This window comes from Allobosea sp. CS1GBMeth4 (assembly GCF_900185715.1).
In the GTDB taxonomy this organism is placed as follows: Bacteria; Pseudomonadota; Alphaproteobacteria; order Rhizobiales; family Beijerinckiaceae; genus Allobosea.
In genome coordinates this window covers 49,450-74,844 of record NZ_FYAS01000025.1, presented here as the reverse complement: position 1 = coordinate 74,844, position 25,395 = coordinate 49,450, and the positions used below count along the sequence as shown (strand labels likewise).

The window sequence follows — 25,395 nt, the reverse complement described above, 5'->3', positions numbered from 1 at the left end:
CAGGAGCGCCCGATGCCGTCAGCAGGATCATCGCCGGGGCACGCCCACCAGGTCACCAACCAGGTGCCGCCGCTGGCCGATTACGACGCCTATGCCGCCGATCCGGTGCTGAAGGCGGCGATCGCGGCCTTCGATGCCGGCTGGGCCGATGAGCGGCTGCACGAGGCCGGGCGGACGGTCGGCGCGGCCGAGACGATCGAGATGGCGCGGCTCGCCAACCGGCACGGGCCGGAATTGCGCAGCCATGACCGCTTCGGAAACCGCATCGACCAGATCGAGTTCCATCCGGCCTGGCACGCGCTGATGGCCCGGGCCATCGGCCAGGAGACGCATGCGCTCGCCTGGAACCGGCCGGGGCCGGGGGCGCAGGTGGCGCGGGCCGCGCTGCAATATCTCTGGTATGGCTGCGAGAGCGGCATCTGCTGCCCGATCTCGATGACCTATTCGGCGATTCCCGTGCTGAAGCAGGACCGGGCGCGCTGGGCCGAGTGGGGCGCGCTGATCACCTCGAAGACCTACGACAAGACGCAGAGGCCGGCTCAGGCCAAGACGGGCGCGACCGTCGGCATGGCGATGACCGAGACGCAAGGCGGCTCGGATCTGCGCCAGACCCAGACCATCGCCTATGACAATCGCGACGGCACCTATTCGCTGCACGGGAGCAAATGGTTCTTCTCGGTGCCGCATTCCGACGTCTTCCTGACGCTGGCGCGCAACGAGGAGGGCATCTCCTGCTTCGTCGTGCCGGGCTGGCGACCCGACGGCGAACGCAACGGCATCGCGATCCAGCGTCTCAAGGACAAAAGCGGCAACCGCTCGAACGCCTCCTCCGAGGTCGAGTTCCGGGGCGCGATCGGCCATATGCTCGGCGATCCCGGCCGGGGCCTGCGCACCGGGCTGTCGATGAACCACAATACGCGGCTCGACATCGCCGCCGCCTCGGCCGGGCTGATGCGGCAGGCGGTGATGCTCGCCGGCCACCATGCCGCGCATCGCACCGCCTTCCAGCGCCTGCTGATCGACCAGCCGATCATGCAGAACGTGCTCGCCGACCTCGCGATCGAGGCCGAGGCGGCCGCCTGGCTCGCCTTCCGGCTGTTCGCCGCGGTCGACCGGCAGGAGCATTCGGAAGGTGAGAAGCTGCTGGCGCGGATCGGCGCGCCGCTGGCGAAGTACTGGGTGGCGAAACGCGCGCCGGCGGTCGTGGTCGAGGCGCTGGAATGCCATGGCGGCAACGGCTTCATCGAGGAGAACCCGATGGCGCGGCATTATCGCGAGGCGCCGCTCAACTCGGTCTGGGAGGGCTCCGGCAACGTCATCTGCCTCGACGTGCTGCGCTCGCTCGAGCGCGAGCCGGGCTCGCTGCAGGCGCTGCGCGCCGAGCTGCACGCCGTCTCAGGCCAGGACCGGCGCTACGACGCGGCGCTGCAGGTCCTGGAGACCGACCTGCACGAGCTCATCCGCCATGAGGGCCAGGCGCGTCTGCTGACCGAACGGCTGGCGCTGCTGCTGCAGGGCGCGCTGCTGATCCGTCACGCCCCGCACGCGGTCGCCGACGCATTCGTCGCGACCCGGCTCGGCGGGCACTGGTCGGGGCATTTCGGCGACCTGCCGCTCGCGGTCGACGCGGCGACGCTGGCGCGGCGGGCGGTGCCGGAGATTTGAGGCTCGCCGTCATTCCGGGGCAGGCCGAAGGCCTGAGCCCGGAATGACGGGGGCCTCAACCCGCCTCCGGCGCGAAGTCCATCGCCACGCCGTTGATGCAGTAGCGCAGGCCCGTCGGCGGCGGGCCGTCCGGGAAGACATGGCCGAGATGGCCGCCGCAATTGGCACAATGGACCTCGACCCGGTGCATGCCGAAGCTGAAGTCCTCGCTGGTCCCGACCGCACCTTCCAGCGGCTGGTCGAAGCTCGGCCAGCCGGTGCCGCTCTCGAACTTCTTGTGCGATTTGAACAGGGGCTGGCCGCAGCCGGCGCAGGAGAAGGTGCCGGCGCGCTTCTCGAAATTGAGGGCGCAGGAGCCGGCCCGCTCGGTGCCGTGGCCGCGCAGCACCTGGTACTGCTCCGGCGTCAGCCTCTCGCGCCATTCGGCGTCGCTGAGCTGGAAGGGGAATTCGCGCCCCGGCTTTCCGCTGCCGGCGCCAGCTTTGGCGAACATGTCCATCAGGCCCATGCGAGGCTCCTTTCCGCGCTGTCTTGTCGGGATCGTCGGGCGAGATATGGGGATTTGTCGCCCCGATGTCAGCCTTGCGCAAACGCAGCCCGTTTCACGTTTGCGTTCGGCCGCCGCCGCTTCCGCGCCACCCCGGCACGTCACCCAACCGTCACGCGACTCCTCTAGTCGGCTCGCCATCGCAACGGGCGCCAGCGAGGGCTTCGTGACGCAGACGATCCGCGCGGCGAAGCGCACCACGACTCTCGGCCTCACCACCGCCGTCCATCGCAGCAAGCCCCTGACGCGCGCCGGACTGCTCGAGCGGATGTTCACGCTCGCCTTCTCCGGGCTGGTCTATCCGCAGATCTGGGAAGACCCGGTCGTCGACATGGAGGCGCTGGCGCTGCGGCCGGGCGACCATCTCGTCGCCATCGCCTCCGGCTCCTGCAACATCCTGTCCTATCTCACCGCCGACCCGGCGAAGATCAGCGCGATCGATCTCAACGGCGCCCATATCGCGCTCGGCCATCTCAAGCTCGCGGCCCTTCGCGAGATCGACGACCACGCGACCTTCCGCCGCTTCTTCGGACAGGCGCAGTCGCAGGCCAATGTCGAGATTTATGACCGCCTGATCGCGCCGCGGCTCGACGCGGTCAGCCGGGCCTATTGGGACGGGCGCAACCTCGCCGGCCGGCGCCGGATCGAGCTCTTCGCCCGGAATTTCTATCGCCACGGCCTGCTCGGCCGCTTCATCGGCACGGGGCATTTCCTGGCGCGCCGGCTCGGCTGCGACCCGCGCGTCATGCTGCAGGCGAGGACGATGGAGGAGCAGCGGGCGCTGTTCGAGGCGCATCTGGCGCCGGTCTTCGACAAGAGGCTGGTGCGCTGGCTGGTGCGCCAGCCGGCCTCGCTCTACGGGCTCGGCATCCCGCCGGCGCAGTACGAGGCGCTCGCCGCAGATGGCGATGCCGGCATCCGCGCCGTGCTGCGCCACCGGCTGGAGCGTCTGGCCTGCGGCTTCGATCTGAAGACGAACTATTTCGCCTGGCAGGCCTTCGGCCGCGGCTACGGGCCGGAGCCGGATGCGGCGGTGCCGCCCTATCTCGAGCGCGGTCATTTCGAGACGGTGCGGGCGCGCGCCGGGCGCGTCTCCTACCATCAGGCCGCGATCACCGCCTTCCTCGAACAGCAGCCGGCGGAAAGCTGCGACGGTTTCGTGCTGCTCGATGCGCAGGACTGGATGAACGACGCCGAGCTGACGGCGCTGTGGACTCAGGTCACGCGCAGCGCCGCTCCGGGCGCGCGGGTGATCTTCCGCACAGCCGCCGACGAACGGCTGCTGCCCGGACGGGTGCCGGAGGCGATCCTGTCGCAATGGCACTACGACGAGGCGCGCAGCCGCGAGCTCGGCGCCCGCGACCGGTCCTCGATCTACGGCGCCTTCCACCTCTATGTCCGCGGAGCGGCCGCGTGAGCGCGCTCCACGGCCCGTCCGAGGCCGCCGGTCTGATGGACCGGATGTACCGTTTCCAGCGGCACATCTACGACGTCACCCGCAAATTCTACCTGCTCGGCCGCGACGGGCTGATCGCCGGTCTGCAGCCGCCGCCCGGCGGCGCGGTGCTGGAGATCGGCTGCGGCACCGGGCGCAACCTGATCGAGATCGCCAGGCGCTATCCGCAGGCGCGCTGCTATGGGCTCGACATCTCGGAGGAGATGCTGCGCACCGCTCGCCGGCAGGTGGCGAGGGCCGGGCTCTCCGAGCGCATCACTCTGGCGCAGGCCGATGCGACCAGTTTCGATCCGCTGGCGCTGTTCGGCCGAACCGGCTTCGAGCGGGTGGTGATCTCCTATGCGCTCTCGATGATCCCGCCCTGGCGCGAGGCGCTTGCCGAGGCGCTGCGTGTGGTCGCGCCCGGCGGCTCGCTGCACGTCGTCGATTTCGGCGACCAGGCGCATCTGCCCGGCCCATTCAGGGTGGTGCTGAACCACTGGCTGGCGCTGTTCCATGTCACGCCGCGCGAGGATCTCGAGGCGGTGGTGAGCGATCTCTGCGCCGGGGCCGGAGCGCTCGGCGGCACAACGCGGCTGTATGGCGGCTATTCCGTGCGGGCGGTGGCGGTCAGGCCGGAGTGAGCCCGGGGCTGGACGCTGCGGCCACGGCACTGCAAGGTCGAACGCATGAGCGCGGCCGCCGATCCGGACGACAGCAGCAACAATGGACATCCCGGGCTGCGCGACCGGCTGCGTCAGCTCTATCACGGCCGCTCCCCGGCGGCACTGCGGTTCCAGCTCGCCACTCTGATCGTCGACCTGCTGATCATCGGCTTCTTCGTGGCGACGCCGATGCTGCGCGACCGGCCGGAATTCCTCTGGCTCGACTATGCCGTCGCCCTCGTCGTCGCCGCGGAGATCGCGGCGCGTTTCCTCGCCTCCTCCAACATGCTGCGGCTGCTGCGCCAGCCGACCATGCTGCTCGACCTCTTCATCCTGGCGACGCTGCTGGCGCCGCAATGGCTGGAGAATTCCGGCTTCCTGCGCATCCTGCGGCTCTGGTCGCTGTCGCAGCGCGGCTTGCTCTGGTCGCAATTGCGGCAGACGCGCTATCGCGACTGGGAGGACGTGGCGCGCGCGCTGATCAACCTCACGACCTTCCTCTTCGTCGTCACCGGCTTCGTCTACACCTTCTTCTTCATGAGCCGGCCGGGGCTGGAGGGCTATGTCGAGGCGCTCTACTTCACCGTCACCACGGTTACGACGACCGGCTTCGGCGACATCACCCTGCCGGGCATCGCCGGCAAGCTGACCTCGATCGCGGTGATGATCGTCGGCATCTCGCTGTTCGTGCGGCTGGCGCAGGCGGTGTTCCGCCCGCACAAGGTGACCTTCTCCTGTCCGCAATGCGCCCTGCAGCGCCACGAGCCCGACGCCGTGCACTGCAAGGCCTGCGGCCATCTGCTGAAGATCCCGGATTCGGACGACTGAGCTGCGAAAGGACGTGGACTGCCAGCGCTCAGTGCCGCGTCTCGGTCTCCCGTTCCGTCTCTCGCTCCTCGGCCTGCGAACCGAGATTGATCGTGCTCTTCTGCGGCATGCCGATCATTCTTCCGACCGTGGCCGGGCGGGGCATCTGCGCATGCGCCGCCTTCATGATCGCGAGGTTGGCGAGGATGTCGGCCGGGAAGGGCGTGACCCTGCGGGTCGTCATGTCGACATGCAGGGAGAGGTTCTCCGAGCTCGCGGCGAGCCAGCCTTCGCTGGCATGGCGCATCTCGAGATAATAATGCAGGCGCTTGTCGTCGAAGGCGATCAGTTGCGCGGTGACGCGCACCAGGTCACGCGCGTTCAATTCGCGCTTGTACAGCACATGGCATTCCGCCGCGAAGAACGACGCCTTGCGGGACTCGACATAGTCCTGGTTGAGCCCGACCAGCGAGAAGACCTCGTCCACCGCGCGATCGAACAGGACATGGTAATAGGCCATGTTGAGATGGCCGTTATAGTCGATCCATTGCGGCTCGATCCGCATCGGGGACGAGACGAAGGGAGCGAAGAACAAGGCGGGCGTGCGAATTTCGTCCGGCATCGGCTCCTCCTTTCGTTCCGTCTGTCGTCGATGCGTAGGCGGCTCTGCGCCGCCGGCTCTTGCCGACGCGGGCGCGGCGCGTGAAAACAAGCGCAAGCCGCTCCTCCAAGGCCGAACCATTCCAGACTAGGCGAAGTTCTCCAGCCATGACAATGCCTTCACCCGCCTCCGTGCTTCAGGCCCCCGTTGCTTGCGCTGCAGAGCTGCCGCCATCGCCGCAGGCGATCGCCGCCGTCACCGAGGGACTGGCGGCGCTGTTCGGCAATCGGCTGGTCACCAGCCTCGCGGTCCGGCAGCAGCACGGTCACACCCTGACCTGGATCCCCAACCAGCCGCCGGACGCGGTCGTGTATCCGCAGAGTACCGAGGAGGTGGCTTCGATCGTGAAACTCTGCGCCGCGCACGGGGTTCCGGTGATCGCCTTCGGCACGGGCACATCGCTGGAGGGCCATGTCAACGCCCCCTATGGCGGCGTCTGCATCGACATGAGCCAGATGAAGCAGGTCGTCGCCGTGCATGCGGAGGATCTCGACTGCACGGTCGAGGCCGGCGTCACGCGCAAGGAGCTGAACGAGCATCTGCGCGACCAGGGGCTGTTCTTCCCGATCGACCCAGGCGCCGACGCCTCGCTCGGCGGCATGGCGGCGACGCGCGCTTCCGGCACCAATGCGGTGCGCTACGGCACGATGAAGGACAATGTCATCTCGCTCACCGCGGTGATGGCCGACGGGGCGATCGTCAAGACGGCGAGCCGGGCGCGCAAATCCTCGGCCGGCTACGATCTCACCCGCCTCCTCGTAGGCTCCGAGGGCACACTCGGCATCATCACCGAGGTGACGCTGAAGCTGCACGGCATCCCCGAGGCGATCTCGGCCGGCGTCTGCCCGTTCCCGTCGGTCAAGGCCGCGTGCGATGCGACGATCATGACGATCCAGTCCGGCCTGCCGGTGGCGCGGATCGAGCTGGTCGACGATGTGATGATGCGCGGCGTCAACCTGCATTCCAGGCTCGGCCTGCCGGAGACGACGATGCTGTTCGTCGAGTTCCACGGCTCGGAGGAGGGCGTGAAGGAGCAGGCCGAGCGCTTCGGCGAGATCGCGGCCGAGTTCGGCGGCGGCCCGTTCGACTGGGCGACCAAGCCGGAAGATCGCTCGAAGCTGTGGCAGGCGCGGCATGACGCCTACTGGGCGGCGCGCGCGCTCCGGCCCGGCGCCGAATCGGTCGCGACCGATGTCTGCGTTCCGATCTCCCGGCTGGCGGATTGCGTCGACGAGACCAAACGCGACATCGAGGCTTCCGGTCTGGTCGCGCCGATCGTCGGGCATGTCGGCGACGGCAATTTCCATACGCAGCCGCTGGTCGATCTCGCCGATCCGGACGAGGTCGCGCGCTGCGAGGCCTTCATCGACCGGCTGGTCAAGCGGGCGCTCGCCATGGGCGGAACCTGCACGGGCGAGCACGGCGTCGGCCAGAAGAAGATGAAATATCTCACGATCGAGCACAGTCCGGCGGCGGTCGCGACGATGGGCCTGATCAAGCGCTCGCTCGACCCGCGGAACATCCTCAACCCCGGCAAGATCATCGCCCTGTGACGTACGGTGGCGCTTCGAGGGGATGCGGAAACAATAGGAGCCGGTTGCGCGTCACTCCGGCTCCGAACGTCCCGGAATCGATGGCGTAAATGATTCTGGAGCGGATCGATCCGAAATCATCGTGATCTTGCGGGCTTCGTCCGCAAGAATGTCGTGATCCCGCCGCGACTTGCGTGCATGATCGCGCCGTCGACATTCGAGGATTGATGCAAGAGCGTGCGTGAGGCCCTGACCTTCCTGGCCGGGCTGCTGGTCGCGGCGTTGCTGGCCGCGCTTCTGGGGCCGGGCTTCGTCGACTGGCGCGAGTATAGGCCCCAGTTCGAGCAGCGCATCGGCGCGGCGCTCGGCCTGGAAACCCGCATCGCCGGCGCGATCGGGCTGCGGCTCCTGCCGTCGCCGCGCCTGACGCTGGGCCAGGTGCGCCTCGGCTCGGGCGAGGGCGAGACCAGCGCGGCGACCATCGAGACCCTGACGGCCGAGCTGGCGCTGGCGCCGCTGGCGCGCGGCGAGTTCAGGCTGACGGAGGCGGAGGCGGACGGGCTGACGCTCGCCCTTGTCGCCGACGAGTCCGGGGCGGTCGCCCTGCCGGCGCGCCGGGGCGCCGGCCCGCCGGGCGAGGCTGCGATCGATCGCCTCGCCATCCGCCGGGCGGCCGTGACCTGGCGCGAGCCCGGCAAGGCGGCGCAGACGCTCGCGCCGGTGTCCGTCGACGTCTCGGCCGCGAGCCTGCTCGGGCCGTGGCGGGTCGAGGGCGAGGTCGCGGGCGCGTCGGTCCGCTTCGCGACCGGCGCCGTCGAGCCCGACGGCCGGCTGAGGGCCAAGGCCTCGGTCACGGGCGAGCAGGTGCAGGTCAGCTTCGACGGCGCGGTGGTCCTGGGGGGCGCCGACGGGCGGCTCCAGCCCGGGCTCGACGGCAGCTTCACGGTCGCGCCCGGCGGAGCCGTCAGCCTGGCCGGCCGGGTGCAGGGCGGCAGCCGCCGCCTCGATTTCACCGGCCTCGTGATCGAGATCGCCGGCGGCGTGGCACGGCTGGATGGCGAGGGCTGGTTCAGCCCGGCGGGCAGCGGCGGCGGCGTGCAGCTCAGGGCGCGCCGGCTCGATGCCGACGCCCTGACCGATGCGCTCGCCGAGCGGCCGGGCTATCAGCGCGCCCTGCAGGCGCTGCCCGGCCCGCTCGAGCTTTCGCTCGATCTCGACCAGATCGTCTGGCGCGGCGAGGATTTCAGCGGGTTCTCCCTGCGCGGCAGGCTCGAGCAGGACCGGCTCGAGGCGGCCGGCGCCACGGTCAGGATCGCCAATGCGGTGCTCGACGCGCGCGGCGCGCTCGACGGACGGGGCTTTCGCGGCACGGTGGAGGCGAGGGCGCCCGATGCGCGCCGGGCGGCGCTGGCGCTGGCGCGGCTGGGCGTCGAGTCCGGGCTGGCCGACAGCTTCGCCGCCCTGCGCAGCCTGGACGGCACGGCGACGCTGGACTGGAGCCATGACCGGCTCGCGATCACGCGCCTGAGCGCGCGGGCGGGCTCGGGGCCGCGCCTCGAAGGCTCGGGGGCGATCACGGCGGGCCGCCTCGACGCCAGGCTGACGCTGAACGGGCTCGATCTCGCGACCTTGCCGGCGGGCGACAGCCTGGCCGCGCTCGCCGGCCGGCGCGACCTCGCGCTCGATCTCACCCTGAACGGCCTGCGCTATCTGGCGGCGCCGCCGGGCTCGGCACGGCTCGCGCTGTCGCGACAAGGGTCGGAATGGCGGCTCAACCGGCTCGCGATCGACGGCTTCGGCGGCGTCAGGGTCGAGGGCGAGGGGGCGCTGCTGCCGGGCGGCGGCGAGATCAGCGGGCGGGTGCGCGCCCCGCGCTTCGCGGCGCTGACGGCGCTGGCCGGGCCGCTGCTGCCCGATGCCGCCAGGCGCGTGCTGCCCCGGGTCGAGGACGGGCTCGCCGGGCTCGATGCCGGATTCAGGCTGGTGCGAGGGCGCAATGGCGAGACCAGCGCCACCGCAGAGGGCTCCGCCCAGGCCGGGCGCCTGTCGCTCGATGGCAAGCTGGACGCGGCCGGCCGGTGGCGCGGCGATGTGAAGCTTTCGCTGGACGACCGGCGCCGCGCCTTCGCCGCCTTCGGATTGCCGCGCCCGGCCCGCGGCGGCCCCGGCGAGCTGGCGCTTCGGCTCGGGCCGGCCGGGCCGACCGGAGCGCTCAGCGGGGAAGGCTTGATGCTGGTGCTGGACGGCGCCGGCGACGCGGCGCGGCTGAGCGTCCAGGCCGACGGGCCGGGGCAGGTCCTGCCGGAGGGGCTGGTGCGGCTCGTCCCGGACGGGGTGCTCGACGCGCATGGGCGGGTCGCCTTCGGGGAGGAGGCGCGGCTCGACGATCTCGTCGTCAACGCCGGCGGCAAGACGGCGCGCGGCACGGTGACCTTCTCGGCCGGGGGCGGCATCGGCGGGCGGCTCGAGCTGCCCTCCTTCGCCTTGCAGCCGGTGCTGTCCGCCGTGCTCGGCCAGGCCCAGCCGGTCGCCGGCAGCCAATGGTCGCCGAGCCGCTTTCAGGGGCCGGCCGGCCTCGGCGAGATCAGGCTCGCCCTCGGCGTCGACCGGCTCGAGCTGACCGACCGGATCGCGCTGTCCCGGGCCCGCTTCGACCTCGCGGCGGGGCCCGACGGGCTCGTGCTCGATCACCTCCGCGGCAGCCATGCCGGCGGCGAGGTCAGCGGCCGGCTTTCCGCCCGCCGCGAAGGCGGGCTCGCGCAGATCACCGGCAGGCTCGGCCTCGCCGGGCTCGACCTCGCCATGCTGACCAGAGGCGCGCTGACCGGCAGGCTGTCGGGCAGCTTCGAGGCCGGCGGCTCGGGCGAGAGCCCGGCGCGCCTGATCGCGGCGCTGGGCGGCGCCGGCTCGATCAGCGTCTCGGGAGCCGGCATGACCCGCTTCGACCCCGCCGCCATCTCCCGGGTCATCGCCGCGACGGGTGACGACGCCTCCGAGAGCGAGACCGAGCGGCTGCAGGACCGGATCGGCGAGGCGCTGGAGAAGGCGAGCTGGCCGCTCGGCGACGTCACCATCCCCTTCACCCAGGCGGCCGGCGTGTTGCGCGTCTCGCCGGTCAGCATCGAGCGCGCGGGGCTCAGGGCCGATGCGACCGGGCTGGTCGACTGGCGGGCGATGACGGTCGATCTGCGCCTGAACCTGCGCCCGCTCGGCCCGGCGCCGAAAGGCTGGCCGGAGCAGTTGCCGCAGGTCGGCGTCGCCTGGCGCGGGCCGCTCGACGCGCCGCGGCGCGAGACCGATGTCGGTGCGCTCTCCAATGTGGTGGCGGCGCGGGCGCTGGCGCGCGAGATCGAGCGGGTCGAGGCGTTCGAGGCGGACCAGCGCGAGCGGGCGATGCATGCGAGGCGCCTGCGGGCCGAGCGCGAGATGCGCGAGAACGAGCGCAAGCTGCAGGAGTTCCTGAAGGCCGAGGAAGAGCGGCGCATCGCCGAGGAGAAGCGGGCGGAGGAGGCGCGCCGGGCCGAGGAGGCGCGGCTCGCCGAGGAGGCACGCAAAGCCGAGATCGCGCGGCGGGCGGAGGAAGCGAGACAGGCCGAAGAGACGCGCAGGGCCGAGGCCGCGAAGCGTCAGGAGGAGGCGCGCAAGGCCGAGGAGGAGCGGCGCAGGGCCGAGGCCGAGGAGCGGGCCAGGCAGGCCGCGATCAAGGCGGCGATCGAAGGACAGCCTCCGCCGATGATCCTGCAGGGAGCGCCGCCCTCCTATCTGCCGGGCGACCCACCGGGATATGGCAGGCCGCGCAGCGAAGCGCCGCCATTGCCGCCACCGCTCGACATCCAGCCGGTGCCGCGGCCGCTGTCGCGCTCGCCCTTGCCGAATTGATTCAAGGCGCTGGCAAACTGATTCAAGCGGCGCTGCCAAGTCTTTGAAGGGACGGAGTGATTCCTGGCGGCCGCTCGTGTGGCGCGCGACTGCGGCGCTCGTAAAGGCGTCGAGGGTTCACAGGGTGGGCGGTTCAGCCGCCCTGGAGCAGCTTGAAGGCGATCGCCCACATGGTGGCGGCGACGGCGCCGTCGAGGATCCGCCAGGATCTCGGATCGGCGAAAAGGGGGCGCAGCCAGCGCGCGCCATAGCCGAGCCCGAAGAAGAACAGGAACGAGGCGGTCATGGCGCCGGCGGCGAAGACCAGCTCCCGCTCCGGGAACTGGCTGGCGACGCTGCCGATCAGCAGCACCGTGTCGAGATAGACATGCGGATTGAGCCAGGTCAGTGCCGCGCAGGTGACCAGGCTGGCCGAGAGGCTCGCGCCGCCGGCGGCGCCGACCGCGAGCGCCTCGGTGGAGCGCAGGGCCGAGAACAGGCTGCGCGCGCCGTACCAGGCCAGGAAGGCGGCGCCGCCATAGCGCAGGACCGGCTCGAGCACGGGCAGCATCGCTGTCGCCTGGCGTAGCCCGACCACGCCGGCGAGGATCAGCACCGCGTCCGACAGCGCGCAGGTGAGGCAGATCGCGAAGACGTGCTCGTTGCGCAGCCCCTGCCGCAGCACGAAGCTGTTCTGGGCACCGATGGCGACGATCAGGCCGAGACCCATGGTGAAGCCGGTGACATAGACGGAGAGAGGCATGAGCGGCGGTCCTGTTTCGCCTGTCCCGCCTAGCTGTCGAGGCTTATTTAGTGTAGTTAAACATCATAATTTCGATTAAGTAGAGCTAATGCGATGCTCGACTATCCCGCCCTGCAGGCGGTCTCGCTCGTGGTCCGGACCGGCAGCTTCGACAAGGCGGCGCAGGCGCTGAACGTCACGCCTTCGGCGGTCTCGCAGCGCGTCAAGGCGCTCGAGGAGCGGCTCGGGGCCGTGCTGATCGTCAGGGGCCAGCCCTGCACCGCGACCGAGCGGGGCGAATGGCTCTGCCGCCATGTCGAGCAGGTCGGCCTGCTCGAGGGCGAGCTGATGGCGCGCCTGCCTGCGCTCGCGGAACCCGGCCTGCCGCCGCAGCGCGTCACGCTGCGGGTCGCCACCAACGCCGACAGCCTCGGCACCTGGTTCCTGCATGCCGTGGCCGCCTTCGCAAACCGAAGCCCGCATCTGCTCGACATCGCCGTCGACGATCAGGAGCACACGGCCGAATGGCTGAGGCGGGGGCGGGGGCTCGCCGCCGTCACAGCCCTGGCGAAGCCGGTCCAGGGCTGCCGGGTCATCCCGCTCGGCTCGCTGCGCTACCGCGCGACGGCAAGCCCGGAGTTCATGGCGCGCCATTTCGCCGGTGGCGTGACCCTGGCGGCGCTGGCCGAGGCGCCCTCGCTGATCTTCAACCAGAAGGACCGGCTTCAGAGCCAGTGGATGCAGGTCGCGCTCGGCGAGAGCACCGAGCATCCGGTCCACTGGCTTCCTTCCACGCAAGGCTTCGTCGAGGCGAGCCTGCTCGGCATGGGCTGGTGCGCCAACCCCGAATTGCTGGTCGGGGAGGATCTCGCCGCCGGGCGGCTATGCGAGCTCGTGCCCGGAACGCCGCTCGACACGCCGCTGTTCTGGCAGGTCAACCGGGTCGCGGCCGAGCGGCTGACCGATCTGACGCGCGCCGTGGTCGAGACGGCGCGGCGCCTGCTGGTCAGCCCGCTGGCGTGACCTGTGCGGGCTCTGGGCGCCCGCGATAATGCGCCAGCACGCGCAGGCGCAGCGCCGAGGAGAGGTTGAGCTCGCCGCGGCCGGAATCGACCTCCATCACCAGGCTGGCGACCGGGCGCTTCTCGGCGGCCGCGATCTCCTTCAGCGCCTCCCAGAAGGGCTCTTCGAGCGAGACGCTGGTGCGGTGGCCGGCGATGGCGAGGGAGCGCTTGCGCAGGCCGCTCATATCGTCCCGCTCACGCCTTGTCCTCGTCGTCGGCCAGGCGATGGCCCTCGAGCCGGCGCTCCGCCAGCGCCTTCTCGGCGTCGCCGAGCTTGCGCTCGGCCTTGGTCCGGCCGAAGGCGATCCGGTTCTGCGCAGCCCGCGCCTCGGCGCTCGCCCGGTCGCGGGCCTTGCGGGCGCGGCGGAGATTGACGATGTCCCCCATCATCATGCCAACGGCCAGTGACGCTGACGCGTCAGGCCGTTGCTCCCATGTGAATGGCACACCTGCGGCCGATGGCGTGAGCCGTTCACATGCGGACTGCCAAGGGTCATTTGCATGCCCCTTGCCATCAGCCGGGGCTCAGCATGGTTTCGGCGACGACGGTCTTGTCGAAGAGCTCGGCGTCGACGCCGGCCCTGAGCGCTTCCTCGCGCAGGGTCGTGCCATTGTGATGGGCGGCCTTGGCGATGCCGGCGGCCTTGTCGTAGCCGATCGCGGGGGCGAGGGCCGTCACCAGCATCAGCGAGCGCTGGAGCAGTTCGGCGAGCCGCTCGCGATTGGGCTCGATGCCCTCGACGCAGTTGGCGCGGAAACTGTCGGCGGCGTCCGCCAGGAGCCTGGCCGATTGCAGAAAGGCCTGGGCGATCACCGGCTTGAAGACGTTGAGCTCGAAATGGCCCTGGCTGGCGGCGAAGCCGATCGTCGCCTGGTTGCCGTGGACGCGGGTCGCGACCATGGTCAGCGCCTCGGCCTGGGTCGGGTTGACCTTGCCGGGCATGATCGAGGAGCCGGGCTCGTTCTCCGGCAGGCTGATCTCGCCGAGGCCCGAGCGCGGGCCCGAGCCCATCAGGCGGATGTCGTTGGCGATCTTGAACAGATCCATGGCGAGCGCGGTCAGTGCGCCATGGCTGTAGGAGAGCGCGCCATGGCTGGCGAGCGCCTCGAACAGGTTGTCGGCGGTGCGGAAGGGCAGGCCGGTCAGCCTGGCGATCTCGGCCGAGAAGGCCTCGGCGAAATCGGGATGGGTGTTGAGGCCGGTGCCGACCGCGGTGCCGCCCTGGGCGAGCGCCAGGAGGCCGGGCAATGTCTGCTCGATCCGGGCGATGCCGAGCCGGAGCTGGGCGACATAGCCGGAGAATTCCTGCCCCAGCGTGACGGGGGTCGCGTCCTGGAGATGGGTGCGGCCGATCTTGACGAGGCCGGCGAAGGCGTCGGCCTTGGCGGCGAGCGCGTCCGCCAGCCGGCCGAGCGCCGGCAGCAAGTCCTGCGAGACGGCGAGCGCGGCGGCGATGTGCATCGCGGTCGGGAAGCTGTCGTTGGAGGACTGCCCCTTGTTGACATGGTCGTTCGGATGGACCGGGCTCTTCTTGCCGAGACCGGCGCCGAGAATCTCGTTGGCGCGGTTGGCCAGCACCTCGTTGACGTTCATGTTCGACTGGGTGCCCGAACCGGTCTGCCAGACGACGAGCGGAAAATGCTCGTCGAACCTGCCGGCGAGCGCCTCGTCGGCGGCCTGGAGGATGGCCTTCTCGATCTCGCCGTCGAGCAGGCCGAGCCGGGCGTTGACGGTGGCGGCGGCCTTCTTGACCAGGACCAGCGCATGCATCAGCGGCAGCGGCATGCGCTCGGCCGGGCCGCCGATCCTGAAATTCTGCAGCGAGCGCTGCGTCTGCGCCGCCCAATACCGGTCGGCGGCGACATCGATCGGACCGAAGGAATCGGTCTCGCTGCGGTAACCGGTCATGGCGGCGGCCTCTGGACGGGTCTCAGGTCTTCTTGCGGAAGGCGTCGAGGCTGACGACCTGGGCGCCGCCTTCCTCCTCGGCTTCGGCCGCGGCCTTGGCGGCCTCGGCGGCTTCCTTCGGTTCGCTCGCCGGCAGCGCCTTCTGCGCCGGCTTGGGCGGCAGGGCGAGCGGGGCGGCCGGAGCGACGCTGGGCTCGGAGGCGGCGCCGCGCGGCGCCTTCGGCGGGAGCGTGGCCTCGCCCGCAGGGGCCTCGGCCGGCGCGTCCTGCGTCTCGAACTTCAGGCCGAACTGGACCGAAGGGTCGAAGAAGGTGGTGATCGCGTCATAGGGGATCAGCAGCCGCTCCGGCACGCCGGAGAAGGAGAGCCCGACCTCGAACGCGTGCTCGCCGACGTTGAGATCCCAGAACTGGTGCTGGAGCACGATCGTCATCTCGTCCGGATGTTTCTCGCGCAGGCGCTGCGAGAGCCGCACGCCCGGGGCGCCGGTCCGGAAGGTGATGTAGAAATGATGGTCGCCCGGGAGCCCGTCACGGCCCGCCTCGGCCAGGATCTTGCGGACCACGCCCTTGAGCGCGTCCTGCACCATCAGGTCGTAGCGGAGAATATCCTTGGTCATCGGGTCGGGAATCCGTTTCCGCTCCTCTAGAGCATTTCCGCGTGCTTCGAACCGCGAAAATGCTCCATCTCCTTGTTTTCTCTCATTTTCTTCACGCGAGCCGGTGTCCGCTCCGCTCGAAAATGCTTTCGCGACCGCACAGGCCCAGGCAAAAAAGTGGAGGCTTCTGTTGCCAGGCGCCTCCGAGCCCCGCCTTACGCGGCTAAGCGCAAGGGCTTTGGTTTGGGAACCAGCACCGCTTACGCGGCGACGGCAACCCGAGCATTGTTGTCGTTGGCAACTATGCAACGGCCCGATAACGGCGGAACCATGCCGAGCGAAAGAACAACCTTTACACCCTCGTCGATCCTATTTCGCCCCCGCCGCAGCCCTGCCGCTCGCGCCGCAGGGCTGGGGTGGAGGCGCCGGGTACCGCCCCCGGGTCCGAAAGGCTTATTCCGAAGTCCGTTTATCGCCATAGCCGCTCTTGCGAACGGCAAGCGGAATATAGGGACTGAGAGCGCGGGGGGAAAGAGAGCAGGAGGACTTCCCGGCTAATTTCTGCGGAGGCGGCGCGGAACCGCGCCGAAGCCCCGCGACCTGCGCCGTTTCCGTGCGAGCGGTATCAGGGCGCGGCGGCGCCGCCGATCACGGAGCCGTCATAGGCATTGAGGTCGAGGGTGACCTCGACGCCGCCCTGGGCGCGCCCGGCGATCTCCCAGCGCGAATCCGAGAGGGCGATCTCCTCGACATGGACGAGCCCATGACGGAAGGCGATCGAGCGCGCCTGCGCTTCCGTGATCTTCGGCAGGGCGGCGACCGGAGCGGGCGGCTTGCTCTCGGCCCGAGCCGAGGCCGAAGCGTGCCCCGCCAGGCCGACTGCCAGAAGCAGCGCGGCCAGCATCGATAGTCTGCTCATGATATGGTCCTCATCAGCACGGGCTTTTGATGAAGCATCGGATCGTTCCGGAAACCGGAAGCCACCTTCGACCGATGTCCAAGCGCAGGCCCGAAGCGCCCCTTCTGTTCAGCAGGCATTCAGATTGGGGCGGACTTTCGGCATTGCAACACCCCGCGCGGTCACAATCTCTGCCATCCTCGTGAGTGCCGCGCGAAAAGCGGTTGAGAGTTGCGGCGAACGAGGGGCGGCCGGGGCGGCGTCGCGCTATGCTTGCCGGCTGCCGGATTCGCATGTCCGGCTCGAACCGGTATCACCTCGCCGCGCCGGGGCTCGCAGGCGGACGCGCTGCGATTCTGGCGACCGACTTTTGGAGACCGTGTGTGACGCGAAGGCATCCGGAGCAGCAATATCTCGACCTTCTGTCGCAGGTGCTGGAGCGAGGCGACGAGCGGCTCGACCGCACCGGCGTCGGCACGCGCTCGATCTTCGGTGCGATGGTCCGCTTCGATCTTTCGGAGGGCTCCGCCCCGATCCTGACGACCAAGCGCGTCTACTGGAAGACCGCGGTCAAGGAGATGCTCTGGTTCCTCACCGGCGGCACCAATATCCAGCCGCTCCTGCGCGAGAATGTGCGCATCTGGAGCGACTGGCCGCTCGACCGCTATCGCCGCGAGACGGGGGAGGCGATCACCCAGGAGGATTTCGAGCAGCGCATCGTCGCGGACGATGCCTTCGCCGCCCGCTGGGGCGAGCTCGGCCCGGTCTATGGCAAGCAATGGCGGCGCTGGCTCGGCGCCGATGGACGCGAGCACGATCAGATCGCCACGCTCATCGACACGCTGCGCACGAATCCTGCGAGCCGCCGGATGCTCTTCCACGGCTGGAACGTGCCGGAGCTCGGGGCGATGGCGCTGCCGCCCTGCCACATGGTCTATCAATATCATGTGACCTCCGACGGACGCCTGAACTGCCTGCTGTTCCAGAGATCGGTCGACCTGCTGCTCGGCGCTCCCTTCAATTTCGTCGGCGCGACCGCGCTGCAGCTCATGCTGGCCCAGCAGGCGGATCTGCGCCCCGGCGAGCTGATCTGGGTGGGCGGCGACATCCACCTCTACCGCAACCACCTCGAGCAGGCGCACGAGCAGCTCCGGCGCGAGCCGAGGCCGTTCCCGACCATGCGGCTGGTCCGGCGCGCCGCCAGCATCGACGACTACCGGATCGCCGATTTCGAGGTCGAAGGCTATTCGCCCCAGGCGGCGATCAAGGCGGAGGTCGCGGTCTGAGCCGACCCGCGGCCGGGCTCGGCCGCAGCGCCCGGGGCCCGGCCGGGATGCGCCGGCCGATATGGACGAGCCCGGGTCATGATGTAAGCGTGCTGCGTCGCGCGCGCCGATTCCGCCGGCCGCGCCGCCAGCTTCGGGGATGCGCATGACATTGACGATCCGCACCGCGCGGTCCGACGAGGCCGGGCTCGTGCTCGCCTTCGTTCGCGAGCTCGCCGAATACGAGAAGCTGCTGCACGAGGTCGAGGCCGGCGAGGCCGACATCGCCGCGGCGCTGTTCGGCCCCGAGCCCAAGGTGTTCTGCGACATCGCCGAATGGGACGGCGCCCCGGCCGGCGTGGCGATCTGGTTTTATACCTATTCCACCTTCACCGGCCGGCACGGCATCTGGCTGGAAGACCTCTATGTCCGCCCCGAGCATCGCGGCCGCGGCATCGGCAAGGGGCTGATGGTGCATCTGGCGAAACGCTGCGTCGACGAGGGCCTGTCGCGCTTCGCCTGGTGGGTGCTGAACTGGAACGAGCCCTCGCGCGTGTTCTACCGCTCGATCGGCGCGGTGGCGCAGAGCGAGTGGACGGTGAAGCGGGTCGACGGCGAGGCGCTGCGCAAGCTCGCCGCCGGGAGTTGAACCGATGGCGAAGCTCCCCGTCGTCGTGGTCGCGGCGGTCGCCGAGAACGGCGTCATCGGCCGCGACAACCAGCTGATCTGGCGGCTGCGAACCGATCTGCGGCGCTTCCGCGAGCTGACCATGGGCTGCCCGATCGTCATGGGGCGCAAGACCTTCCTGTCGATCGGCAAGCCGCTGCCGGGGCGGCAGACCGTGGTGCTCTCGCGCGATCCCGGTTTCCGGCCGGCCGGCGTCCATGTCGCGCCGACGCTCGACCAGGCGCTCGCCAGGGCGCAGGAGCTCGGCAGGACCATGGGGGCGCATGCGGTGATCGTCGCCGGCGGCGGCGAGGTCTACGCCCAGGCCCTGCCGCTCGCCGACCGGCTGGAGCTGACCCTCGTCCACGCCCGCCCGGAGGGCGATGCGCTCTTCCCGGCCTTCGATCGTGCCGCCTTCCGGGAAGCCGGGCGGAGCGAGCATCCCGCCGGCGCCGAGGACGACCATCCCTGCTCCTTCGTCAGCCTGGAGCGGATCTCCTGACCTGCCGGACAAGGTTGCTGCGACGAAGGGTCTACGACGAAAGGGGCTTGCGTCGTTGACGAATCCGTGGCCGATGCCCAATTCAACGCCCATTGCGCCTGACGGCGCTGACAGCGTTCTGCCGTTCAGCTATGCACGGTCGAAGCAAAAATGAGGAACGGCTGAGGCATGCCTTGGAGTAACCAGAGCGGCGGGAGTGGCGGCAGCGGCGGCGGAGGCCCCTGGGGCCAGCGCGGCGGCGGCAATGGCGGCGGCCCCTGGGGCGGCGGCCCGTCCGGCGGCAACACGCCGCCCGATCTCGAGGAGATCATCCGGCGCGGCCAGGACCGGCTCAAGGATTTCATGCCGGGCGGCAATCTTGGCGGGCGCGGACTCCTGCTCGTCGGGCTCGGCCTGGTGCTGCTCTGGCTCGCCACCGGCTTCTACACGGTGCGGCCGAACGAGGTCGGCCTCAACCTGATCTTCGGCAAATATGTCGGCAAGACCGGGCAGGGCCTGAACTACAACCTGCCTTATCCGATCGGCAGCGTGGTCAAGCCGCAGGTCACCAACGTGATCACCACCGAGGTCGGCTTCCGCACCGTCGAATCGGCCCGCACCTCGCGCCAGACCGATGTCGGCGAGGAAAGCCTGATGCTGACCGGCGACGAGAACATCGTCGACATCGACGTGATCGTGCAGTGGCAGATCGATCCGGCCACGCCGGAAGCCTATGTCTTCAACATCCAGGATCCGCCCGGCACGGTGAAGGCCGTGGCAGAGAGCGCGATGCGCGAGGTCATCGGCCGGCGCAACATCCAGCCGGTGCTGACCACCGACCGCGCCGCGATCGAGACCGAAGTGCGCCAGCTGATGCAGGATACGCTCAACACCTACCAGGCCGGCGTCCAGATCCGGCTCGTGCAGCTGCAGAAGGTCGATCCGCCGCAGCAGGTCATCGACGCCTTCCGCGACGTCCAGGCGGCGCGCGCCGACCAGGAGCGGCTGCGCAACCAGGCCGAGACCTACGCCAACCAGGTCGTGCCCGAGGCACGCGGCCGGGCCGCCCAGCTCGTCCAGTCGGCCGAGGCCTTCAAAGACCAGACCGTCGCCGAGGCGCGCGGCCAGATCAGCCGCTTCAACTCGGTCTACGAGCAGTACAAGAACGCGCCCGACATCACCCGCGAGCGCCTCTTTCTCGAAACCATGGAGCGCGTCTTCGGCGGCATGGACAAGGTCATCCTCGACCGGAACGGTTCCGGCAGCGGCGTCGTGCCCTATCTGCCGCTCGGCGAACTCGGCCAGCAGCCACGCAGGCCTGCCGTCCAGGGCCAGGCTCAGCAGGGGGCGACGCGATGAACGGCTTCCTTCGCATCGGCGTCCTGGCCGTCATCGCCGTCGCCGCGATCGTGTTCTACGCTGCGACCTTCGTCGTCCAGCAGACCCAGTCGGCGATCGTGCTCCGCTTCGGCGCGGTTCGCAGCGTCGTGACCCAGCCCGGCCTCTACTTCAAGCTGCCGGCGCCCTTCGAGCAGGTCACCTATCTCGACAACCGCATCCTCGATCTCGACCTGCCGGCCCAGGAGATCATCGCCTCCGACCAGAAGCGGCTCGTGGTCGACGCCTTCACGCGCTATCGCATCTCCGATCCGCTGCGCTTCTTCCAGGCGGTCAACAACATCCCGCGCGCCAACTCGCAACTGGCCTCGATCGTCAACGGCAATGTCCGCTCGGTCCTGGCCGAGGCGAGCTTCACCGCGATGGTCCGCACCGATCGCTCGCGGCTGATGAACCGCATCCGGGACGACGTGAACCGCGAGGCCGCCCGCTTCGGCATGACGGTGGTCGACGTCAGGCTGCGCCGCGTCGACCTGCCGGCGGCCAACTCGCAGGCGGTGTTCCAGCGCATGCAGACCGAGCGCCAGCGCGAGGCGGCGGAAGCGCGCGCGCTCGGCAGCCAGCAGTCGCAGGAGATCCGGGCGAAGGCGGAGCGCGAATCGACCATCATCGTCGCGGAGGCGCAACGGCAATCCGACGAGATCCGCGGCCAGGGCGAAGGCGAGCGCAACCGCATCTTCGCCGAAGGCTTCGGCAAGGATCCGGAGTTCTTCGCCTTCTACCGGTCGATGCAGGCCTATGAAGCGAGCCTGAAAGCCGGCGACACACGCATGCTTCTGACGCCCGATTCGCCGTTCTTCCGCTTCTTCAACGATCCGACCGGCCGTCGTCCCGGGGCCGGAAACGATGCCGCTCCGGCGACGCCGGCGGCGCCGCGGCCTTGATCCAGTGACCGGGCGCTGCGCATGACAGATTTCCTCGCGGCGCTCGGCCTGGTCTTCGCCATCGAGGGCCTGCTGTTCGCGTCGATCCCGGAGCTCGCCAAGGAGGCGCTGCGCAGCGCCTCCGAGACACCGGCCGAGAGGATGCGCCTGATCGGCATCGTCTCGGCGATCGTCGGCGTCGGCATGGTCTGGCTGGTTCGGGGCTGAGGCGCCGGTTCTCGGGCGATCACGGCATTATGACGCGATCTTGCGTCGCCCTTCCGCCGCATTTTGGCGTTCATTAGGTTGCGCTCGGATTCCGGCTGGGCTGCAATGCCGTCCATGCGCGACATCATCATGATCATGAGGACATCGATGGCTCACATTCATTCCCAGGCCTCCCGGCTGGTGCGGGTCGCGGCCGTCGCCGTGTTCGGCTTCGGCGCCCCGCTGGCCGCGCCGGCCTTCGGCCAGGCGACGGCCGGCACGCCTCAGGTGCAGGGGCAGATTTCGCTGGCGGACCTCGCCGAGCGGGTGATGCCGGCGGTGGTCAACATCGCGGCGGTGACGACCAGCGACACCCGCGGCCGCACCCTGCCGCAGCTGCCCCAGCTCGGCCCCGACACGCCCTTCGGCGACCTGTTCGAGGAGTTCTTCAACCGCCGCGGCCAAGGCCAGCAGGGCGAGCGCCAGGCGCCGCAGCAGCGGCGCTCGCAATCGGCCGGCTCGGGCTTCGTGATCGACGCCTCGGGGCTCGTGGTGACCAACAACCACGTCATCGGCGACGCCAACGAGATCACCGTCGTGTTCAGCGACGGGCTGCGCCTCAAGGCCGAGGTCGTCGGCAAGGACACCAAGGTCGATCTCGCCTTGCTGCGGGTGAAGCACGACAAGCCGCTGCCCGCGGTCAAGTTCGGCGATTCCGACAAGATGCGGATCGGCGACCCCGTGATGGCGATCGGCAATCCGTTCGGCCTCGGCGGCTCGGTCTCGTCGGGCATCGTCTCGGCCCGCAACCGCGACATCAACCAGGGGCCCTACGACACCTACATTCAGACCGACGCGGCGATCAACAAGGGCAATTCCGGCGGCCCGCTCTTCAACATGGCCGGCGAGGTCATCGGCATCAACACGGCGATCCTGTCGCCGACTGGCGGCTCGGTCGGCATCGGCTTCGCGGTGCCGTCGTCGCTGGCGATCAACGTGGTCGACCAGCTGCGCGAGTTCGGCGAGACCCGCCGCGGCTGGCTCGGCGTGCGCATCCAGAACGTCGATGACGCCGCTGCCGAGGCGCTCGGGCTCGGCACCGCGCGCGGCGCGCTCGTCGCCGGCATCGACGAGAAGGGGCCGGCCAAGCCGGCGGGCCTCGAGATCGGCGACGTGATCGTCAAGTTCGACGGTAAGGAGGTGAAGGATTCGCGCGACCTGCCGCGCATCGTCGCGGCGACGCCGGTCGGCAAGGACGTGCCGGTCCAGGTCGTCCGCAAGGGCAAGGAGGTCACCAAGACCGTCAAGCTCGGGCGGCTCGAGGATGGCGAGAAGGTCCAGCAGGCCTCGGCCAACAAGCCTTCGGCCGAAACGGCCAAGCCGGCGACCGCCTCGGCGCTCGGTCTGGAATTCTCCGCCCAGAACGAGGAGCTGCGCAAGCGCTACTCGATCAAGGACGGGCTCAAGGGCGTCGTCATCACCAAGGTCGACGGCAACTCCAACGCCGCCGACAAGCGCATCCTGGTCGGCGAGCTGGTGGTCGAGGTCGGCCAGGAGCCGGTGAACTCGCCGGACGACGTCACCAAGCGCCTCGACGCCCTCAAGAAGGAGGGCAAGAAGTCGGCGCTGCTGCTGATCTCAAACGGCCAGGGTGAGGTCCGCTTCGTCGCGGTGACGATGAACTGACCGCTTCGGTCGACCGGACGATCTCTCGGAAGGCGGCCCACGGGCCGCCTTTTTCGTAGCCGGTGATCGCCGGGATCAGAGTTTTGCATTGGAAGCGCGGCCGCCGCTCCGACAAGGTTGCGGGAGCAGCGTCAGAGAGACCGTCCATGCGCATGAGCGACATCCCCTTCGGCACGACCGACTGGTCGACGGTCGAGCCTGAATATTTCCCCGGCGAGCAGGGGCAGGCGACCTGGCGCACCCGGCGCTTCGGGCCGGCGGACAATCCGATCCGCGTCCGGATGGTCGAATACTCGCCGGGCTATGTCTCGGACCATTGGTGCGAGAAGGGGCATATCCTGCTCTGCCTCGAGGGCGAGCTCGAAACCACATTGGCCGACGGCCGGGTGATGCTGCTGCGAGCCGGTATGAGCTACCAGGTCGCCGACAACGCCGAGCCGCACCGCTCGCGCTCCCCGAACGGGGCGCGGCTGTTCATCGTCGACTGAGAGCGGTCAGCCCCTGACGATCTCCTCGCCGCGATAGCCCTGGGCGTAGAGCAGGGCGGTGAGGTCGGCATGGTCGAGGCGGGCATCGGCGGCGGCCGCGACCGCCGGCTTGGCGCGAAAGGCGACGCCGAGCCCGGCCTCGGCGAGCATTGCGAGGTCGTTGGCGCCGTCGCCGATGGCGAGCGTCGCCTCGTGCGGCAGGGCGAAGCGCTCGCGCAATTCGATCAGCGCGTCGAGCTTGGCCTGCTTGCCGAGGATCGGCTCGGCGACCAGGCCGGAGAGCAGGCCGCCATCGCTGAGCAAGGTGTTGGAGCGGTGCTCGTCGAAGCCGATCGTCCGGCTGACCGGCCCGGTGAAGACGGTGAAGCCGCCCGAGACCAGCGCCGTGTAGCCGCCATGGGCGCGCATGGTGCGGACCAGCGCGTCGCCGCCGGGGGTCAGGGTGATGCGCTCGGCGAGGATCTCGTCGACCACGGCGAGCGCGATCCCCTTCAGCAGGGCGACGCGCTCGCGCAAGGCCGGCTCGAATTCGAGCTCGCCGCGCATGGCGCGCTCGGTGATGCCGGCGACCTTGTCCTTCAGGCCGACATAGGCGGCGAGCTCGTCGATGCACTCCTGGCCGATCATGGTCGAATCCATGTCGGCGAGGAACAGGCGCTTGCGGCGGCTCGCGGCCGGCTGGACGATGATGTCGACGGGCGCGCCATTCAGCGCATCGCGCAGCACCGCTTCGAGCTTGCGCGCATCGTCCGCTTCCGCGAAGAGGTCGGCCGCGACGGCACCGTCGAGGCGCTCGAGCCGGGCCGGGGCGGGCGCGGCGGCGCGCAGGCGGGCGAGCATGCCATCGTCGAGCAGGGCCTGACCATGGGCGGAGACGAAGGTGGCGACGAGCGTCATGAAGGAGCCGGGCAGCAGGTGAGATACAGCGCGGTGCTCATCGCAGGTCCGACCGCGAGCGGCAAGTCGGCGCTGGCGGTCGAACTGGCGCGCCGCTTCGGCGGCGTCGTGGTCAATGCCGATTCGATGCAGGTCTATCGCGACCTCCGGATCATCACCGCGCGGCCGACGCCGGAGGAGATGGGCGAGGTGCCGCATTATCTCTACGGCCATGTCGATGGCGCGGTGAACCATTCGGCCGCGGCCTATGCGGCCGAGGTGTCGACATTGCTGCGGCACTTGGCGGGGCAGGGCGCGCTGCCGGTGCTGGTCGGCGGCACCGGGCTCTATTTCAAGGCGCTGACTGAGGGGCTGTCCGAGATCCCGCCGGTGCCCGAAGAGGTCCGCGCCGATTTCCGGGCCCGGGCGGCGGGGCGCGAGACCGGCGACCTGCATGCCGAGCTCGCCGGCCGGGATCCGCAGATGGCGGCGCGCCTGCGGCCGAGCGATCGGTTGCGGGTGATGCGGGCGCTGGAGGTGCTCGAGGCGACCGGGCGCTCGCTGGCGAGCTTCCAAGGCGCGAGGCGGCCCGGGCCGCTGGCCGGGCAGAACCTGCTCAAGCTCTTCCTCGCGCCGGAGCGCGAGCTGGTGCGCGCCCGGATCGACGCGCGCTTCGATATCATGATGGCGCAAGGCGCGCTCGCCGAGGTCGCGGCCCTGCGCGAGCGGCGGCTCGATCCGCTGCTGCCGGTGATGCGCGCCCATGGCGTGCCGGGGCTGATCGCCCATCTCGACGGCGCGCTTTCGCTGGACGAGGCAGTGGCGCGCGGCAAGGCCGACACCCGCGCCTATGCCAAGCGGCAGATGACCTGGTTCCGCCACCAGATGGAAGGCTGGACGGCTGTCGCGCCGGAGGCGGCGCTGGATATGGCGCTCGCGGCCTGCGCGGGCAGGTAGAAGGTTCGACCGCTCTTGTTCAGTCTCTAGGAGGGGTGGGCACTTGGTCTCTCCGACCTTGCCGTGGCTGCGCCGTCATTCCGGGGCTTCGCGTCAGCGAAGAGCCCGGAACCCGGAGCCGATGCC

At 69.9% G+C, this 25,395-nt stretch carries 25 protein-coding genes and 1 other RNA gene; 16 read left to right on the top strand and 10 right to left on the bottom strand.

Annotated elements, in window-relative coordinates; translation table 11 throughout:
- Positions 1–12: 12 nt before the first annotated feature.
- A complete protein-coding gene (locus CS1GBM4_RS14070) occupies positions 13–1,665 on the top strand; it encodes an acyl-CoA dehydrogenase family protein (protein ID WP_186419356.1) in 1,653 nt (550 codons plus the stop codon).
- 55 nt (positions 1,666–1,720) lie between these two features.
- Here the strand turns inward: CS1GBM4_RS14070 and msrB are convergent, their stop codons facing one another.
- Positions 1,721–2,158: a peptide-methionine (R)-S-oxide reductase MsrB gene (gene msrB, locus CS1GBM4_RS14065; protein WP_186419798.1), complete on the bottom strand. Its 438-nt coding sequence runs from the start codon at positions 2,156–2,158 to the stop codon at positions 1,721–1,723.
- 220 nt (positions 2,159–2,378) lie between these two features.
- Between msrB and CS1GBM4_RS14060 the strand changes: the two genes are divergently transcribed.
- Genes CS1GBM4_RS14060 through CS1GBM4_RS14050 form a run of 3 tightly spaced genes read left to right on the top strand, consistent with a single transcriptional unit; the run spans position 2,379 to position 5,140 of the window.
- Positions 2,379–3,629 (top strand): DUF3419 family protein, encoded by a 1,251-nt coding sequence (locus CS1GBM4_RS14060; RefSeq protein WP_244607229.1) that lies wholly within the window; start codon positions 2,379–2,381, stop codon positions 3,627–3,629.
- 44 nt (positions 3,630–3,673) lie between these two features.
- The gene (locus CS1GBM4_RS14055) at positions 3,674–4,291 is read left to right on the top strand and encodes a class I SAM-dependent methyltransferase (protein WP_186419797.1); all 618 of its coding nucleotides are present in this window, start codon (positions 3,674–3,676) and stop codon (positions 4,289–4,291) included.
- Between the two features lie 45 nt (positions 4,292–4,336).
- Positions 4,337–5,140 (top strand): ion channel, encoded by an 804-nt coding sequence (locus tag CS1GBM4_RS14050; RefSeq protein WP_186419354.1) that lies wholly within the window; start codon positions 4,337–4,339, stop codon positions 5,138–5,140.
- Between the two features lie 28 nt (positions 5,141–5,168).
- Here CS1GBM4_RS14050 and CS1GBM4_RS14045 read toward each other — a convergent pair whose 3' ends face one another.
- Positions 5,169–5,741 (bottom strand): thioesterase family protein, encoded by a 573-nt coding sequence (locus CS1GBM4_RS14045; RefSeq protein ID WP_186419353.1) that lies wholly within the window; start codon positions 5,739–5,741, stop codon positions 5,169–5,171.
- 152 nt (positions 5,742–5,893) lie between these two features.
- Between CS1GBM4_RS14045 and CS1GBM4_RS14040 the strand changes: the two genes are divergently transcribed.
- Together CS1GBM4_RS14040 and CS1GBM4_RS14035 are read left to right on the top strand one after the other, a co-directional pair.
- Positions 5,894–7,333 carry an FAD-linked oxidase C-terminal domain-containing protein gene (locus CS1GBM4_RS14040; protein WP_244607254.1) on the top strand — a complete coding sequence of 480 codons (1,440 nt, stop codon included), beginning with the start codon at positions 5,894–5,896 and terminating at the stop codon, positions 7,331–7,333.
- A gap of 216 nt (positions 7,334–7,549) precedes the next feature.
- Entirely contained in the window at positions 7,550–11,191 is a 3,642-nt protein-coding gene (locus CS1GBM4_RS14035; RefSeq protein ID WP_186419351.1) for an AsmA family protein, read from the top strand.
- 133 nt (positions 11,192–11,324) lie between these two features.
- Here the strand turns inward: CS1GBM4_RS14035 and CS1GBM4_RS14030 are convergent, their stop codons facing one another.
- Positions 11,325–11,933, bottom strand: coding sequence for a LysE/ArgO family amino acid transporter (locus CS1GBM4_RS14030; protein ID WP_186419350.1), 609 nt, complete (start codon positions 11,931–11,933; stop codon positions 11,325–11,327).
- Positions 11,934–12,026: 93 nt separating this feature from the next.
- On the opposite strand from CS1GBM4_RS14030, the gene CS1GBM4_RS14025 reads away from it, so the two are divergent.
- Positions 12,027–12,935: a LysR family transcriptional regulator ArgP gene (locus CS1GBM4_RS14025; RefSeq protein WP_186419349.1), complete on the top strand. Its 909-nt coding sequence runs from the start codon at positions 12,027–12,029 to the stop codon at positions 12,933–12,935.
- Here CS1GBM4_RS14025 and CS1GBM4_RS14020 read toward each other — a convergent pair.
- From CS1GBM4_RS14020 to CS1GBM4_RS13995, 6 genes are all read right to left on the bottom strand, one after another.
- Positions 12,919–13,161 carry a ribbon-helix-helix domain-containing protein gene (locus CS1GBM4_RS14020; RefSeq protein ID WP_186419348.1) on the bottom strand — a complete coding sequence of 81 codons (243 nt, stop codon included), beginning with the start codon at positions 13,159–13,161 and terminating at the stop codon, positions 12,919–12,921. The two genes, CS1GBM4_RS14025 and CS1GBM4_RS14020, sit on opposite strands and share 17 nt — an antisense overlap.
- A gap of 10 nt (positions 13,162–13,171) precedes the next feature.
- Positions 13,172–13,363: a DUF4169 family protein gene (locus CS1GBM4_RS14015; RefSeq protein ID WP_186419796.1), complete on the bottom strand. Its 192-nt coding sequence runs from the start codon at positions 13,361–13,363 to the stop codon at positions 13,172–13,174.
- Positions 13,364–13,490: 127 nt separating this feature from the next.
- Positions 13,491–14,885, bottom strand: coding sequence for a class II fumarate hydratase (gene fumC, locus CS1GBM4_RS14010; RefSeq protein ID WP_186419347.1), 1,395 nt, complete (start codon positions 14,883–14,885; stop codon positions 13,491–13,493).
- A gap of 22 nt (positions 14,886–14,907) precedes the next feature.
- Positions 14,908–15,504, bottom strand: coding sequence for a ClpXP protease specificity-enhancing factor SspB (locus CS1GBM4_RS14005; protein ID WP_186419346.1), 597 nt, complete (start codon positions 15,502–15,504; stop codon positions 14,908–14,910).
- 155 nt (positions 15,505–15,659) lie between these two features.
- Positions 15,660–16,020, bottom strand: a transfer-messenger RNA (tmRNA) gene (ssrA, locus tag CS1GBM4_RS14000).
- A gap of 88 nt (positions 16,021–16,108) precedes the next feature.
- Positions 16,109–16,402, bottom strand: a complete 294-nt coding sequence (locus CS1GBM4_RS13995) for a PepSY domain-containing protein (protein WP_186419345.1) — start codon at positions 16,400–16,402, stop codon at positions 16,109–16,111.
- Positions 16,403–16,764: 362 nt separating this feature from the next.
- Between CS1GBM4_RS13995 and CS1GBM4_RS13990 the strand changes: the two genes are divergently transcribed.
- From CS1GBM4_RS13990 to CS1GBM4_RS13955, 8 genes are all read left to right on the top strand, one after another.
- Positions 16,765–17,667, top strand: coding sequence for a thymidylate synthase (locus CS1GBM4_RS13990; RefSeq protein ID WP_244607228.1), 903 nt, complete (start codon positions 16,765–16,767; stop codon positions 17,665–17,667).
- Between the two features lie 145 nt (positions 17,668–17,812).
- Positions 17,813–18,295 carry a GNAT family N-acetyltransferase gene (locus CS1GBM4_RS13985; RefSeq protein ID WP_186419343.1) on the top strand — a complete coding sequence of 161 codons (483 nt, stop codon included), beginning with the start codon at positions 17,813–17,815 and terminating at the stop codon, positions 18,293–18,295.
- Between the two features lie 4 nt (positions 18,296–18,299).
- Positions 18,300–18,815 carry a dihydrofolate reductase gene (locus CS1GBM4_RS13980; RefSeq protein ID WP_186419342.1) on the top strand — a complete coding sequence of 172 codons (516 nt, stop codon included), beginning with the start codon at positions 18,300–18,302 and terminating at the stop codon, positions 18,813–18,815.
- A 168-nt stretch (positions 18,816–18,983) separates the two neighbouring features.
- A complete protein-coding gene (hflK, locus tag CS1GBM4_RS13975; protein WP_186419341.1) occupies positions 18,984–20,153 on the top strand; it encodes an FtsH protease activity modulator HflK in 1,170 nt (389 codons plus the stop codon).
- A complete protein-coding gene (locus CS1GBM4_RS13970) occupies positions 20,150–21,076 on the top strand; it encodes a protease modulator HflC (protein ID WP_186419340.1) in 927 nt (308 codons plus the stop codon). Before hflK ends, CS1GBM4_RS13970 begins: the two co-directional genes overlap by 4 nt.
- Before the next feature lie 21 nt (positions 21,077–21,097).
- Positions 21,098–21,283: a DUF2065 domain-containing protein gene (locus tag CS1GBM4_RS13965; protein WP_186419339.1), complete on the top strand. Its 186-nt coding sequence runs from the start codon at positions 21,098–21,100 to the stop codon at positions 21,281–21,283.
- Between the two features lie 147 nt (positions 21,284–21,430).
- Positions 21,431–22,948 carry a DegQ family serine endoprotease gene (locus tag CS1GBM4_RS13960; protein WP_186419338.1) on the top strand — a complete coding sequence of 506 codons (1,518 nt, stop codon included), beginning with the start codon at positions 21,431–21,433 and terminating at the stop codon, positions 22,946–22,948.
- A 146-nt stretch (positions 22,949–23,094) separates the two neighbouring features.
- Positions 23,095–23,436, top strand: a complete 342-nt coding sequence (locus CS1GBM4_RS13955; RefSeq protein ID WP_186419337.1) for a DHCW motif cupin fold protein — start codon at positions 23,095–23,097, stop codon at positions 23,434–23,436.
- A 6-nt stretch (positions 23,437–23,442) separates the two neighbouring features.
- Here CS1GBM4_RS13955 and serB read toward each other — a convergent pair whose 3' ends face one another.
- A complete protein-coding gene (serB, locus tag CS1GBM4_RS13950) occupies positions 23,443–24,333 on the bottom strand; it encodes a phosphoserine phosphatase SerB (RefSeq protein WP_186419336.1) in 891 nt (296 codons plus the stop codon).
- On the opposite strand from serB, the gene miaA reads away from it, so the two are divergent.
- On the top strand, positions 24,301–25,269 hold the full coding sequence (gene miaA / locus CS1GBM4_RS13945; protein ID WP_186419335.1) for a tRNA (adenosine(37)-N6)-dimethylallyltransferase MiaA: 969 nt from the start codon (positions 24,301–24,303) through the stop codon (positions 25,267–25,269). The genes serB and miaA overlap by 33 nt on opposite strands.
- Positions 25,270–25,395 lie beyond the last annotated feature (126 nt).